Origin of the sequence: Sulfolobus acidocaldarius SUSAZ (genome assembly GCA_000508305.1) — an archaeon.
Taxonomy (GTDB): Archaea; Thermoproteota; Thermoprotei_A; order Sulfolobales; family Sulfolobaceae; genus Sulfolobus; species Sulfolobus acidocaldarius_A.
In genome coordinates, this window is the sequence record CP006977.1 from 736,678 (window position 1) to 750,598 (window position 13,921).

Consider the following 13,921-nt stretch of genomic DNA (forward strand, 5'->3'; position numbering starts at 1 on the left):
AAAAGATAAAAAGTATTTGTTATACCAACTCTGTTAATGTATTAACCACAAATTTTGGTTTTATATCCGATGCCTCCAAGTCCTTCCTTGTGTTTATACCAGTTAAAACTAACACAGTGTCTATATTAGCATTTAATCCCATTTTTATATCAGTTTCTAACTGATCCCCAATCATTATTGCTCTAGAAAAATCTGTCAATCCAGCAATCTTGAATGCTACTTTTATCATCCAGATGTTGGGTTTTCCTGCTATGAAATCAGGATTTCTCTTTAACGCATAAATTATTGTTGAGGCTATTGCGCCTGCTCCTAATTTAAGCCCATCCTTAGACGGCCATAATCTATCCATGTTAGTGACTATGAACTTAGACCCTTTATATACTGATCTCATCGCTGTTGACAATTTTTCATAAGTACTTAACCTATCAAGACCAATAACTACTGCATCAGGTGTCTCCTCATTAGCTTCTCTTATACCCAATACTTCAAATCCAAAGTTTTTCAATTCCTCAATTAATCCTTCTTCGCCAACCACAAAAACTGTCTTAATGTTTGTCTGCTCCTTCATATATATCGCAGTTGCTGTACCACTAGTAACAATATATTCTGGACTTATCTTCAAGCCTAAATAGCTTAATTGCCGTGATAGTAAGACTCTACTGAAGCCTGAATTATTAGTTAATAAAAGTACCTTCTTACCGGCTTCCGACAATTTCTTGATTGCTAAAAAGTTTGGCCATATCGGTTCTCCTTCTCTCAGTATGACACCATCTATGTCACTTATAATTAGATCATAGTTATATAAGCTCATTTTTCTCTAGCTCACTAATTTTTTCTAGGAGTTTTGGTACAAGCTCTTTCTCATCTCTTATAAATCCATAGTATCCAAATGGATAATATTCCAGTTCCTCACAGTCCCACGAACCGGCATAAGAGGGTGTAACCTTGAAATAAAGTGAATGTATTCCTCTATACAAAGCTATTATAATCACTTTACCTTTCTTCTCAGCTATGTAGACTTCACAATCATTAATTTTATGTCTAACAAGCCTATCGACACCTATATCATCTTTTGATAGCAACATTTAAATTTCACCTGCTGGCGTAAGAGAGTGTGAATTCTGAAACTACTGCTAGAAAGTACTACTCTAAGTTAAAAAGGCTACCTAGCTTTAGGATACTTTTCAGTATATTTGTAATAGAATTTGCATTACTTTTGATTAGAAGTTTAGAGTTTGGAATACTGTATATAATACCGTTTTTAATTTACCTACTTTGCGTGCTTTTGATTATTAGAGAGATTAAACTTTCAATATTTCTTGGGCTATTAACTGAGTTTGTTTATCTCATATTTTCATTATTTACTTACCAGACAGTATTTGCATTTGGTATTCTCGCTCCTTTCTTCGGATATCTTATGCTGGGAAAATTATCTGAGTTGAAAGCTACTCTCTCAGTCTTTGTGACCTCCTTTCTTCCATCCCTTATCAGTGGACTAAATTATTACGTGTTACTATACTCACTTATAATCGCAGTTGTTTTTCATTTTTATATTCATATAGTTAATGTAAGAGGAGAGAGGATTACAGGGTTCAAATCTCTAACCCTATTACGCCCTTTTCTGATGTCAGTAATGAGGAATGATAATAAACTGGTGGAAAAATTCCTTGATGGTGTAGGTACTAAGATCGTAACCAATGTAGGTATGTTCAAAATAGGTAATCATCATTTTATAATACCCAAAATCCACTATGGTCTAAATGGTGAGATAGGAAGTTCCAAATTTATCTATCAACTTGAATCTATAATTCCAAATGTTATTGTTTTCCATGGACCTGGTGACCATGAACTAGATCTAGTTACCTCCTCTGAGTCAAGAAGAGTAGCAGATTTTATTGGAAATGAAATTAAGGATGGCAAATGGTTATCTCAGAAGTTTTATGGGATTCATGTATGGTATAATTGTGGTTTCAGGGGAGTAACTTTAGTGTTCTCAGATTCTACATTAACTTTCCTGGAGAGACCAGGTCTGGGAATTGATGATCTTCCTGTGAAGTTATGGGAGAACTCAGTAAAGTATAATGACTACATAATAGATTGTCATAACGAATATCTTAAGGAGGAACTGCCGTTAAATTCAAGGGAATGTATAATGCAAGGGATTAATTACGCTAAAAATGTTCTAAGGGAGAGAAGAGTAGAGAGAGCATTAAAAATTGCAATTGAAGAGAGATCCATAAGTAATCCTGAAGGTCTTTGTAGCAATAAAATTAAAGTTGCTGCCCTATCTGATGGAAATACAACTGTGGGTATTGTTTATTTATATGCTAACAATGCTGATCCCTCACTTACAAAGTCTTTAAGAGAGAGTTTGGGAAAATACGTAAGTATTCCCCTACTTATAACTCCAGACGATCATTCGTGCACAGGCTCTGAGTTGGGAAATCTTTATACTCCAGCCCAATTCTCTCCTGAGTTACCATCATTAGCCGAGAAAGCTTTGAATGATGCTCTAAATAAACTTCAGGATTGTGAGGTTGGCTTCAATAGGCTTGACTTAAAAGGGGTAAAAGTAATAGGTAAAATAATTTCGTCTTTCGTAGTAGCTCTGGAGGAAATAGGAGGTTATGTTATGAAAACATTCTGGATACCTTTAGTCTTACCACTATTTCTTTCAATTATTTTTATAGTACTAACTTAAACTTTTGTTAAACTCTGTTAGAACATTGTCAACTTCTCTTTTCCAACTACCTAAAGATGAAGGGGATCTTGGATAATTCAGATATAATTCCTTTATTTTCTTCATAGACTCTGCAACTGCCTTTAGCTTCAATAATAAAGAGGGTCTACCCAAACCAGAGATTACTCTCATCGCCTTATCAGCAACAGATAAGTGAAGATCTCCCTTTTCACTTGCTTCCAGCAGATCCTCTTCTTTTATAATCTTCTTTTTCATTCCATAGTTTATGTCGTCATTACTAAGTTTCTGAAGGAACCTCCTAAATATGTCTAGGCTGGCTTGTTTTGCTCCATACTCATTTACATAGCAAATATTCATATCCCATAATCCTGAAGCTGAGAAATCTCCTGTCTCAAAGGCAGAGAGTATAGCTTTAGCTGCACAATATCCAGATATCATGGCTGAACCTTTTCCTCCACCATGAACAGGGTTTACAGTAAATCCTGAATCTCCTATAACTATTATACCGTTCCATGCCATTGTATACAACGGTCTTCTGGTGGGAACCAATGCACCTCCTTTAACCAATAATTTACTTTTATCCACATCGGCTGCATACTTATCTAGATATTTTTTATAATACTCATGAATGCTTGCATATCCCATACCACCCTGAATTCCAAGACCGACATTGACTTTATTCTTCCCTTTAGGGAAGTACCACCAATAACCGCCTGGAGAGGTCTCTTGATCTATAAATATTCTCAAGTAGTCATGATCCTCTATCTCGTCCTTAGTCAGTAAAACCTCTCTATAAGCTACATCTGCATCCTTATCATCTAGGTCTTCTGTTACGGGTAGTTCGGGTGGTAATTTACTCCTGAAACTTCTCGAATATCCCGTAGCCTCAACAACTACCTTCGAGTATACTGTAAGTTCCTCATTAGTTCTTCTATTAAAGAGGACTGCTCCTTTTACATAACCATCTCCAAATATGGGTTTCATTGCAGTCGTTAGGTCCCAAATCTCAACTCCTCTATCCTGTGCCTCTTTAAGAACTCTTTGATTGTACAGCGGAGCATTTAGTTCAAAACCCTCTCCATTTACTGTCCATACTGTCTGCATATCAGGGCTGTAAAGTTTTATTCCATTTATCTTATTTTCTAACTCTTCACCCTTAGGGTAAGGCATACCTAGTTTATCAAAATGAGCTTTACTTACTGCGTCCCCACAAGGTTTGTCTCCTATTCTGTTCCAAGGTTTACTATCCACTAATAATATTTTAAGACCTCTTCGGGATAATTGGTAAGCAGCTGAAGAACCAGCAAAACCTCCTCCGATTATCAGAACGTCATATTTAAGTTCCTTCAACCATTATCACGCTATAACTTATCTTAAAATCATTATTTAAAGCTTTATATAGAGTCTTATGGTTGTACACAGTAGTTCTTTGTTATTATCGCCTTTATTTTATCAGGAAAAGTATTATATATCTTTATCATGATAGGTCTTGTTTCTTCATCACAATAAATGAGAATACCATTTACGTTATATTCAAGTAATTTATCTAACATCTTATTCACTTCATCTCTTTTCCACAAGTGAAGTTCATAACCTATGTCTATATTGTCCAGCATAGCTTCCCTAATGTATCCTACGACCTCGTGGAACTTTAAGTCTGTAATTATGTTTACAACAACCTTTTTGCTTCCGAGTTTCCTAACATCAGTGAGGACTCTTCTGAAAAAATTATCTAGGTTCTCAGATGTGACATTTACAATGGAAGCTATTAATGAATAAGGCATTAAATTAGCCATCATAAATGTGGTATTAGTGTTTTTCGCTAGCATTTAAAATTACTAATTTTCCCGATATATCCTCTTTATAGTATTTCGTCCAATAATTGATATGTGATTGCCCAGGTCTATTATAATAGATTTGATGAAAATATTCTAAGTAAAATTAGGGTTCTTAAAAGAATGGGTATTGAGGTAATTTTAGTAAAAGGAGAGAGGAATCTTATATTTATAAATTCATACCTTGTCTGGCGAGATGACGAGAGTGAAGATATAAGAGATGCTATATACGATGTTAAAATATATGATTTAATTAGGGAAAGCTATATTGGTATTAGTTCCTGAGTTGTTTTAGGTAATGATTAGAGTCCGTTATAACTAAATAACCTCTAGAATCTGTTGGAAATTCCCTAGTGATTCCGCCTATATATATTACTCTCGCTAACTTATCTACCTCTAACCTTTTGTACTGCCCTAGCACAATCCAATCCCAGGGACCTGCACCCATACTTCTCCTTAATTGGTCTATGTCGTTCTGATGTCCATGTACTATGAAGTATTTTACAGAGGAAACTTCAGCTATGTACATAGTTGTAGCTAATATCTCTTCTCTGTATCTAGGTTCTGCCATAATACACTTTATTGCATGAGGATCCATATCACCCTGAATGTAAACGATTTGAGCCCAGGGTGCTATACTTCTTATAACGTATAATACATCAATAACTCTTGGACACTCATAGTCCCAATAACACTGAGTAGTATCCCCATTAAGTACGATAGTCTCTGGCTCTTCCCTCTTTATTATCATGGAAAGAGCGCTCTCTATATGGGGCTCTGGAAATCTAATGTTTCCCATCACCAATATTTTCAATATTCCTCAATCTTGTATTATAACAATCAGGCAGTTTTTATACTTTCGTTGAATAAGCTAGCGTTAGAATTTTATAATTCACTATACGCAATAATAATGAGTAAAATTGAATACAAGAACAGTCGCGTTACTTTCAATAGTTTTAATATTACTACCATTAATCCCTGCTTACTTACTAAACTTCATAGCCTTTGTAATTTCATCTGGAATTGGTTTTATAATAGTAATTTACATAATGATCTCTAATAGGACATGGACAGATACCAAAAACAAGGTAGTAGGCACTTACTTTAGCGGCGTATTTGCAACAGGTGTGGTTTTGGGCGAGTTCCTGGAATTATATTCTGCAACTAGAGAATTTGCATTAGCAGGATTAGTATTTGTACTTCCCTTTATAGTACAGTTTATCCTGCTAGCTAAGGACATACTGCCTAAACTGGTTAACAAGGATCTCATCTACTTCAGCAATGGATACTTACCAATGCTCATAGTGATTATAATAGGTGCATTAGTAGGAAGAATGTTAACTTCATTTTACTCGTTAATAATACTTTACAGTGGGATTATAGTAGTTGCACTATTAGTTTTCTTATACTTTAGGAAGTGAAGATTAATGAATGTAAGCATTATAGGTGGAGGTCCAGCGGGTTTATCTTTGGCCTGGTTTCTAAGGGGAACAAAATATAATGCAACAGTCTATGAGGGTCTAGATAATGTGGGTTATAAGCCCTGCGCATGGGGACTAATAACCGGTGTTGAAGAACTAGTTCCAATATCAAAAGAAGCCATTATAGGAGAAATAAAGAGATTTAGAATATATCTAAACGGAAAAATAGTCCATGATATAGAGTCAAAGAAGAGACTTGGATACATAATCGATAAGCCCTTGTTCCTCAGGGATATAGCAGAAAAAGTAAACGTTCAGTATAATTCAAAGGTGACTGAAAGGAAAGGCGAGTATCTCGTAAATGGTAATCAGAAATTAGAGAGTGATATGGTAATAAACTCCACAGGACATTACTCACTGTCATTTGATCAAACCATTCCAGCCATCCAATACATTACGGATTATAAGATAGACTCTGATATAGTAGAATTCTATTTTTACTCAGACCTTTTAGGATATGCTTGGGTGTTTCCAGACAGATATGGGAGTAAGATAGGTATAGGCGGATGGGCTAGTGTAGACTTTCTAAGACAAAGACTTTCCTCAGTCATTAAGGGTAAGACATTGTTCTTTCATGGTGCTAGGGTAGCGGACATAGGAATTCTTGACGATAGACTTAACGGTAAATATGTTGGTGAGGCAATAGGTGCAGTTTACCCTTTGACAGGTGAGGGCATAAGACCCTCAATACTTAGTTCTAAGATGCTTGCAGATTCCCTCTTGAAGGGAAAAGAGTTTAAGGCTGAGTTTAAATCGTCAAAACTGTACTTCACTATTCAATCTCAAGCCAAGATAATTGAGGGAGTAAAGAAGAAAGTGATTGGAACTGATGTTTTATCTAAGATGTTAACTAAAACTGATCCTGATCTAGTTCTCAAGATAGCTATAGGTGATTTTGGAAAACTTGACCTTATTAAAATATTTGGGAGGTCACTTTTACCATGACATATATTCTAGATGATATAGACAAAAAAATACTCTCTATTCTCCAGGAGGACGCAAGGACTCCTTTCTCTAAGATAGCTAAAATGTTGAATCTTAGTGAATCAACTATACATATGAGAATAAGGAGATTAAAGGAGAAAGGCGTTATTAAAGGTTTTTACGTCGATATAAGCCCTGAAGCTATAGGGTTAAATGTAGTTGCCTTCATAATGATTAAGGCAGATCCTAAACGATATGAACAGATTCTGAAGAAGATAGCATCTTTCAAAAGTATATTTGAGGTTTTTGATATTACAGGTGAATATTATTCAATACTAAAAGTTAGGGTAAAAAGTAGGGAAGAATTGGCTAAAATTCTAGATGAAATAGGGAATATGGAGGGAGTGACCTCCACCTATACCATGTTTGTTTTAAGGACAATAAAAGAGGCTAAAACTATAGATTTTGACTGATCAGTGCGAGAGCTCGTCATCACTTATCTCAGCCGGTTTTTTAGTCTTCATTTCTTCATCTTTTTAATGAGATGCTCAACAATATACTTTGCAGGATTTATCTTTGTAGCCTCATAAAATCCTCCCCACAGGGGAGAACCATTCACTTCAAGGATCTTGTAATCCCCACTTTCATCTTCAACAATGTCGATACCAGCGTAGTCTAAGCCTAAAACTTTCATTGATTTAAGTGTGATCTCTTCAAGATCCTGGTTTACAGTAATTACCTGGGTGAGAGACCCTTGAGCTACATTAGTTTTCCACGAAGATTTATTTATCCTGTAAATTCCTCCTAATATTCTGTCCCCTACTGCAAATATTCTAATATCTCTCTGTGGTTTGTTAATATATTTCTGAATGTAAATGGGCTGATTTATTGATAGTAGAGATTTTGAAACCCTAAAAACTATATCAGGATCTTCAGCTCTTATTGAGCCCAAACCCAAACTGCCCACAACGGGCTTTATGACTACATCCTTCCATTTCATAACAAGTCTCATAGCCTCAAATGGATCTTCAACCACAGCCGTCTCAGGAACAGGAATTCCTGCACTCTTTAGCTTAACGAGACTGTAAAATTTATCTCTAGCTACGAACATAGCATCAGGTCTATTGATTAGTGTTATCCCACTTTTCTCCATACTTCTTAGCGTATCATATCTTCTTATCAATTGTTCAGTTGATGAAATAAATCCCAGATTTCTTATTAAACCACCATCAATTTCTAATGTGTTACCAGCATAACCATATTCTACTCCGTCTTTAGTTATTATGGTGTTTAGCCTCGATATTCTTAGATAGATTGCTGTATGCCCCGCATTTTTTATTTCAAGTAATAGCTGCTTAGCAGCCTCTGTAACTTTCTGAGATTCATGAATGACAGCAATATTAATATCATATCACCAAGATTTGACTCGAAAATAATGTTTTTATAGTTTTTTAATACCTGCCTCGGTAAGTAACCCCATTGACAGTGTGTCAGGTATTGATATAGCTATCTCATTAAACTTCTCTCTCACATCCAGTTTTGAAAGAAGAGATATGTACTGGGCTGATGCGTTGTTGTATTCACTTTTAACAAATTCCCCATACTTCTTCCCGTACAACTCATACAGTTGTTTGGCACTACCTACAAGCTCCTTAGTTTTACCACTTTCAAAATTAATACAATCAATGTAATCGTCAATAAGTTGATACATAATTCCAAGATATTTCCCCATATCTAAAAGTAAGTCTAAGTCCTTCTCCCTATCCGCTGTAAATGCAGCCAAAGCTGTGGACAATTTAAACAGACTTGATGTCTTTAGTTCAATGGTGCTCAGATATGAGGCAGCAGGACCAAACATGTCTTTGATTGCGCCTATTGCAGTGTCCTTCCATAACTCTAGACTAACCTTGAGCGCATTTTCTCCATACCTAGAGATAATATTCAATGCAGATGGAATGAGATAATTTGTTATGAAAACAACCCTCCTATTTGTGTATAATGCCCAAGCAGATAATTTACCCCTTCTCGTTGTATCATAATCCACTATATCATCCAATGCCAGGGAGGAAGAGTGTAGTATTTCTATGGCTAAGGCAGCGTCTAGTGAATTACTCAGTTCACCACCTAAAGCTTCAGTAAAAAACATATTTAGCACTGCTCTGTATCTCTTTCCGTCTTTCAGTATGTATTTGCTAACCTCTAACATGTCAAGATCCTTGATTTGTGATAGATATTTCTGAATAACATCGTCAATGAGTTGCTTAGTTTTAATCCAATACTCTATGAAGTCCACTCTATAAACCTCCTTTAACTTCCTTAAATAAGTATGTTAGAAGGGTTAAATATATTGGCGCCAAAATTGGATCTACATCTAATAACGTTTCTTTAACGTTTATTCCTTTACTCCGAAGCTCATTCTCCTTCCTCCTAGTAACTAAAATATCAGCGGAAGTTGTTATGAACTGAACTTCTTTTTGTTGATTAGGTATATGTTCATCGTTGTAGAGCCAAACGTTTACACTTAAGAATTTATTAATTAAATGCCTTGCGGGGGCGAATACAGGGGAGAGAATTATTTCTCTTCCAAGCTTATTCTCCTTTATCTTTTCTTTGAGCCAATCTTCCAATGAATTTATTTCCTCAAGTTCCTTACTAATCTCTCTACTTCTCTTGTCATTAGAGAGTTTAGAAATCTTCCTTAAGAGGGAGAGGGCAATGTTGATTTCACATAACTCGTCATTATAATTAAAAAGTTGAATCATTCCCTTTGATTTCACATTACTTAGACATGTTATTAGTGCCCCATGATTCTCTAGAGCCCAAGCCGTGTCTAAAAATTCTGTTATTTGATTCCTGTCATGGATAATTCCTAAGGTATAGTCCTTACTATCCACATAAGGGCTCTCGAAAAAGAGAAAATCATATAGGTTAACGAGCCTTATAGTCCTCCCTGTTAAGGAGGATAGAGCCCTATGTACTGTGTAGGCTTCCAATTCTGAGTTCTCTGAATAGACTAGACTAACATTACCAGTTAAGCTTACCTCTGGATCGTAAAATTTTACTTTATTTTTTAAAGTAAAGCTGTTTTCAGGGAATGACAACAGCTACACTCTCTTTCATCTGGTTCTTCTGGTAATCTCTTTATAACTCCATAAAGTAATTTTCGCGCCTTCTCAGTGTTCTCAGCCATAACTTTTATCACTTCCTCAGCGGTAACAGGTAATTCTGCAAATACATCATAGTCTGTGATCATGGCTATAGTTGAATAGCACATCTGAGCCTCGCATGCTAAATTAACCTCAGGAACTAGTGTCATGCCTATTATATCCGCCTTAAATACTTCCTTCCATACTCTACTTTCAGCTCTAGAGGAAAACCTAGGTCCTTCAATACAAATATATGTTCCTCTCTCATGGGTTTGAATTTTCATCTCTCTGGCAATATCTAGAATTATTTTTCTTAGACTGTTACAGAAGGGATCTGCCATACTTACATGTGCCACCACAGGTCCGTCAAAAAATGTGTAATCTCTACCCTTTGTCATATCAATAAATTGGTCCGGAATCACAAAGTCACCTGGCTTATAGTCCATTCTCAAGCTCCCTACTGCTGAGACTGATATTAGCCATTTTACCCCTAATTCTTTAAGAGCCCATATGTTAGCTCTATAGTTAATCTTATGCGGTGGTATCCTGTGACCCCTTCCGTGTCTAGGGAGGAAAGCCACACTCTTACCTTCCAATTCTCCCAGAAGTATGTAGTCACTTGGTTCTCCATAAGGGGTATAGATCTTAATCTCTCTAGTGTTTTCAAGAATCTTTGGATCATATAGACCTGAACCACCTATTATTCCTATTTTTGCTTTATCTTTTGTTGTGATCATCAATCATCTCTTAAAATCACCGGGTATAAAAACCATAAAATTGATAAATCTTAACTTATAGTTGTCATGGGAGTTTAAAATTGGTAAAAATTCCTGTGAAAGTGGTAACATGGGAGGAGGTAGTGGAATGGTCTACTAGACTGGGGGATTCAATAAAGGAGGAAGGATATCAGCCTGATATTATAATTGCGATTGCCAGAGGGGGTTTAGTCCCTGCGAGGATTGTAGCTGATGTATTAGGGGTTCTAGATATGTTATCTATAAAGGTTGAACATTGGGTAGAAACAGCTTCCCAGACTCCTGAGGCAAAGGTAAAATACCCCTATAAGCTTGATCTTAAGGGTAAAAGGGTACTTTTAGTTGACGATATTGCGGACACGGGTGATAGTGTAGTTTTAGCCAAAAAGTTTGTTGAGGATAATTTTCTTCCACGGGAAGTGAAAACTGCTACAATGCAATACATTCAGTCAGTTTCAAAATATAAACCAGATTATGTAGGCATGGTGGTAACAGAATGGAAATGGTTCATGTATCCTTGGAATTACTGGGAAGACGAAATTAACCTAGTGAGGAAGATCCTGAGTAACGGAGGGTCTGATGTGAAAGACATTGAGAGTAAATTTGAAGAGAGCTATGGCATAGTGCCTCCTATACCTTTGATTAAGATAATGGACGAAATGAAGAGGAGAAAAATGATGTAGACTTTTCTTTAGTATATCTTAAATCTTAGCTTACCGATTGCTCCTCCAAATGTCTTTTTAACCCATTCTCCGTCAGGTAATTCGTCTCCTATAACATAAACCTTAGTTCCATAATTTTCAGCTTCTTGGCTCAACTTTTCAAGTTCGCTCCCTGGTTCTTCATACACTATAAGAGCATCAATGGCACCTAACTGTAATGCTTTTCTAATTTCCTCTAAGCCATATACTACCATACCATCATCCTTAGCTAAATGATACTTTATCTCTTCCATAAGGTTCTCCACTTCAATATACTTCTGGTTCTTAAGAATATCTTGCGCTTTCATGATCAGCTCTTTTAATCCCGGTTCTCCTTGATCTGGAATATCAAATAAAGGTTGTAATACTAGTTTTTTAACCCTATAATCCAGTAAATCAGATTCATATAGGTCTTTCTTTGCAAATCCCGGTCCGCCAATCAATATTCCCTTCATTTTCTTCATTTCTATGTAAGGCAGAAAGTATTGGTTTACCTTTTCACCTACCTCTTTAAGGAAGTTATGGTACATTTCCTCTATTATTCTTTCAATACGTCTCTGTGACTGTCCTCCCATCATATGTTTTCCTGGAACAAATCCCTCGAACTCGTCAAGGACTTCTACCTTAGTTCCCTTAAGAACACCTATTGTAGCGTAATCCCTTTCCACTATTACTAGCCCGAAAACCTCATTCTCTTCAACCATGTCTTCCAAGAACTCCACATGGAAGAATTTGTCTGTCCTATAGAAGAACAGTGGCACTTTCTCTGGTGGTGAGAACATAAAACATTTAAAGTCCTCATTATTAAAGTTCTCACCACAAAATATCGCTAAACCATTACCATCTACCTTAGGAATTTGTGTTAGCCTATCAATAGCAGCTTGAATGGCAGTGGTTACTGCATCTCTTGTTCTTTTCAGTTTTATGTTCTGAGCTATGGAAGCTTCTTGTCTCAATAGATTAAGTATATCAGGAATGGGTCGACCTGGTGGTATGTACAACGATAGTAATACAGTCGCAGGGGCACTCCATTTCTTTAATTCTCTTATTAGTGCCTTTAATTCTAATCTGTTTATCTCGTATCTGTCAAAGACTCATCCCTTATCATTTTTATCTACACCTTCATTAACTAATAAGATTGACTGAATCGTAATCGCGGAAAACATTTTTAGTACCATATTCAATAATTAATGGTAGTGCGGGGGTGCCCGAGCAAGGTCAAAGGGGGCGGACTGAGGCTCCGCTGGTGTAGGCCTGCGTGGGTTCAAGTCCCACCCCCCGCATTGTGGGGACACTCTAACTCCCCCATTCCTGATGTAAAATTCAACTATCTTGCCTATAGGATCAAAGTAATGTTCCTTTACCTTAACGTCTTGACCTTCTCTAGAGAGTAAACATAATACTTGTTCTTTCTCTGACGAATCTTATATTAACAGGCAACGAAAGTTGTATAAGCCATATGTTAATCCAGACGTTTTTATGATAAAGGCTTTAGTACATGGGGCAAATACCCTAATTAATCATAGAGTTGAAAATGAACGATAAAAATTCCAGTTAGTAATATTATCTGTTTTACTAGATATAATTATCAATAGAATTTTTATTCAATAAACTAGAGAGTTAATTCAGGCTTAGCTGAGAGTGTAAAAAAGAGTGATGAGATAGAAAAATAGATAGTTAAATAAAAGACTTCGTAAGTCAAGAAAGCATTCAAGGGTCAGTTATGATGAGTTTCTGTTAATAAAATTCAAATTGATTGCTACAAGATCCATGTCACAATATATTTGTGGAATTTTGATTTGCGCATATGATTCATATATGGCTTATATACAACACATAAGATGTACGCATAACGAGGCTAAATGATCCGCTTACAAAAAGCGGTTTAGTAATATTTAGTACGTCTTGCACTTTCTAAAGAAAACACCTACAAATTGACTAGCTTCATTTAAAATTCTAAGTTTTTTCTATTAACGTAATGAGAGTGAAGCGGGTTCTAATACCAGATATATTTCTCGTTATCGTTAATCTGTCTTCATTAACTCTAACAGCCAGCGCTTTCATGATAACAATATCTCAAGTACCTCATAGCTTACCAATAGGAACTGGAATCCAACTTATCTGCAATATTATTCGTCATAGTATTGTGGGAGAAAACAACAATTAAAATCCTTCTGGGTGAGGATGGGGAAGAATGAAGTCCGTCTTTATATTCCTAATATTACATATATTAAAAGGGACTATTGCCCCAGTCCTCACGATAGGCTCCTCATCAACCCCTCCGCCAGAGTGGTTAGCGCAAGCTGTAAATACCCAGATAAATCAGCTGTGGGCAAAATACCCTACTGGACTTTACGCATTCAAGGAGGCATAAACAG

General features: G+C 36.1%; 17 protein-coding genes and 1 tRNA gene. 8 read left to right on the forward strand and 10 right to left on the reverse strand.

Features of this window, described 5'->3' with window-relative positions:
• Nucleotides 1-19 precede the first annotated feature (19 nt).
• Both SUSAZ_04520 and SUSAZ_04525 read right to left on the reverse strand, forming a co-directional pair.
• Nucleotides 20-811 (reverse strand): HAD family hydrolase, encoded by a 792-nt coding sequence (locus SUSAZ_04520; GenBank protein AHC51318.1) that lies wholly within the window; start codon nucleotides 809-811, stop codon nucleotides 20-22.
• Nucleotides 798-1,082 carry a hypothetical protein gene (locus SUSAZ_04525; GenBank protein AHC52455.1) on the reverse strand — a complete coding sequence of 95 codons (285 nt, stop codon included), beginning with the start codon at nucleotides 1,080-1,082 and terminating at the stop codon, nucleotides 798-800. The genes SUSAZ_04520 and SUSAZ_04525 overlap by 14 nt, the downstream gene beginning before the upstream one ends.
• 32 nt (nucleotides 1,083-1,114) lie before the next feature.
• Here SUSAZ_04525 and SUSAZ_04530 point away from each other — a divergent pair, with 32 nt between their 5' ends.
• Nucleotides 1,115-2,701, forward strand: a complete 1,587-nt coding sequence (locus SUSAZ_04530; protein ID AHC52456.1) for a hypothetical protein — start codon at nucleotides 1,115-1,117, stop codon at nucleotides 2,699-2,701.
• Here SUSAZ_04530 and SUSAZ_04535 read toward each other — a convergent pair.
• Entirely contained in the window at nucleotides 2,693-4,051 is a 1,359-nt protein-coding gene (locus tag SUSAZ_04535; protein ID AHC51319.1) for a geranylgeranyl hydrogenase, read from the reverse strand. The genes SUSAZ_04530 and SUSAZ_04535 overlap by 9 nt on opposite strands.
• A 56-nt stretch (nucleotides 4,052-4,107) precedes the next feature.
• Complete coding sequence (locus SUSAZ_04540; GenBank protein ID AHC51320.1) at nucleotides 4,108-4,530, reverse strand: hypothetical protein; 423 nt, start codon at nucleotides 4,528-4,530, stop codon at nucleotides 4,108-4,110.
• Nucleotides 4,531-4,590: 60 nt separating this feature from the next.
• On the opposite strand from SUSAZ_04540, the gene SUSAZ_04545 reads away from it, so the two are divergent.
• A complete protein-coding gene (locus SUSAZ_04545) occupies nucleotides 4,591-4,821 on the forward strand; it encodes a hypothetical protein (protein AHC51321.1) in 231 nt (76 codons plus the stop codon).
• Here the strand turns inward: SUSAZ_04545 and SUSAZ_04550 are convergent.
• Nucleotides 4,811-5,350 (reverse strand): phosphoesterase, encoded by a 540-nt coding sequence (locus SUSAZ_04550; protein AHC51322.1) that lies wholly within the window; start codon nucleotides 5,348-5,350, stop codon nucleotides 4,811-4,813. The genes SUSAZ_04545 and SUSAZ_04550 overlap by 11 nt on opposite strands.
• Nucleotides 5,351-5,456: 106 nt before the next feature.
• Here SUSAZ_04550 and SUSAZ_04555 point away from each other — a divergent pair, with 106 nt between their 5' ends.
• From SUSAZ_04555 to SUSAZ_04565, 3 genes are read left to right on the forward strand one after another with little or no spacing between them, the layout of a single operon-like run.
• The gene (locus SUSAZ_04555) at nucleotides 5,457-5,957 is read left to right on the forward strand and encodes a hypothetical protein (protein AHC51323.1); all 501 of its coding nucleotides are present in this window, start codon (nucleotides 5,457-5,459) and stop codon (nucleotides 5,955-5,957) included.
• 6 nt (nucleotides 5,958-5,963) lie between these two features.
• Nucleotides 5,964-6,962: an FAD-dependent oxidoreductase gene (locus tag SUSAZ_04560; GenBank protein AHC51324.1), complete on the forward strand. Its 999-nt coding sequence runs from the start codon at nucleotides 5,964-5,966 to the stop codon at nucleotides 6,960-6,962.
• On the forward strand, nucleotides 6,959-7,414 hold the full coding sequence (locus SUSAZ_04565) for an AsnC family transcriptional regulator (protein ID AHC51325.1): 456 nt from the start codon (nucleotides 6,959-6,961) through the stop codon (nucleotides 7,412-7,414). The genes SUSAZ_04560 and SUSAZ_04565 overlap by 4 nt, the downstream gene beginning before the upstream one ends.
• 47 nt (nucleotides 7,415-7,461) lie before the next feature.
• On the opposite strand, the gene SUSAZ_04570 is transcribed toward SUSAZ_04565, so the two are convergent.
• The 4 genes from SUSAZ_04570 to SUSAZ_04585 form a co-directional block, all read right to left on the reverse strand.
• A complete protein-coding gene (locus SUSAZ_04570) occupies nucleotides 7,462-8,094 on the reverse strand; it encodes a 30S ribosomal protein S6 modification protein (protein ID AHC51326.1) in 633 nt (210 codons plus the stop codon).
• A gap of 288 nt (nucleotides 8,095-8,382) precedes the next feature.
• On the reverse strand, nucleotides 8,383-9,234 hold the full coding sequence (locus SUSAZ_04575) for a geranylgeranyl pyrophosphate synthase (GenBank protein ID AHC51327.1): 852 nt from the start codon (nucleotides 9,232-9,234) through the stop codon (nucleotides 8,383-8,385).
• A gap of 1 nt (nucleotide 9,235) precedes the next feature.
• Nucleotides 9,236-10,042 carry a hypothetical protein gene (locus SUSAZ_04580; GenBank protein ID AHC52457.1) on the reverse strand — a complete coding sequence of 269 codons (807 nt, stop codon included), beginning with the start codon at nucleotides 10,040-10,042 and terminating at the stop codon, nucleotides 9,236-9,238.
• Nucleotides 10,012-10,824 (reverse strand): 5'-methylthioadenosine phosphorylase, encoded by an 813-nt coding sequence (locus tag SUSAZ_04585; protein ID AHC51328.1) that lies wholly within the window; start codon nucleotides 10,822-10,824, stop codon nucleotides 10,012-10,014. The genes SUSAZ_04580 and SUSAZ_04585 overlap by 31 nt, the downstream gene beginning before the upstream one ends.
• Nucleotides 10,825-10,904: 80 nt before the next feature.
• Between SUSAZ_04585 and SUSAZ_04590 the strand changes: the two genes are divergently transcribed.
• Nucleotides 10,905-11,525, forward strand: coding sequence for a phosphoribosyltransferase (locus SUSAZ_04590; protein ID AHC51329.1), 621 nt, complete (start codon nucleotides 10,905-10,907; stop codon nucleotides 11,523-11,525).
• 8 nt (nucleotides 11,526-11,533) lie between these two features.
• On the opposite strand, the gene SUSAZ_04595 is transcribed toward SUSAZ_04590, so the two are convergent.
• Nucleotides 11,534-12,544, reverse strand: coding sequence for a peptide chain release factor 1 (locus SUSAZ_04595; GenBank protein ID AHC51330.1), 1,011 nt, complete (start codon nucleotides 12,542-12,544; stop codon nucleotides 11,534-11,536).
• 197 nt (nucleotides 12,545-12,741) lie between these two features.
• Between SUSAZ_04595 and SUSAZ_04600 the strand changes: the two genes are divergently transcribed.
• Together SUSAZ_04600 and SUSAZ_04605 are read left to right on the forward strand one after the other, a co-directional pair.
• Nucleotides 12,742-12,826 (forward strand) — tRNA-Leu (locus SUSAZ_04600).
• Between the two features lie 911 nt (nucleotides 12,827-13,737).
• Nucleotides 13,738-13,917: a hypothetical protein gene (locus SUSAZ_04605; GenBank protein ID AHC52458.1), complete on the forward strand. Its 180-nt coding sequence runs from the start codon at nucleotides 13,738-13,740 to the stop codon at nucleotides 13,915-13,917.
• Nucleotides 13,918-13,921: the final 4 nt, after the last annotated feature.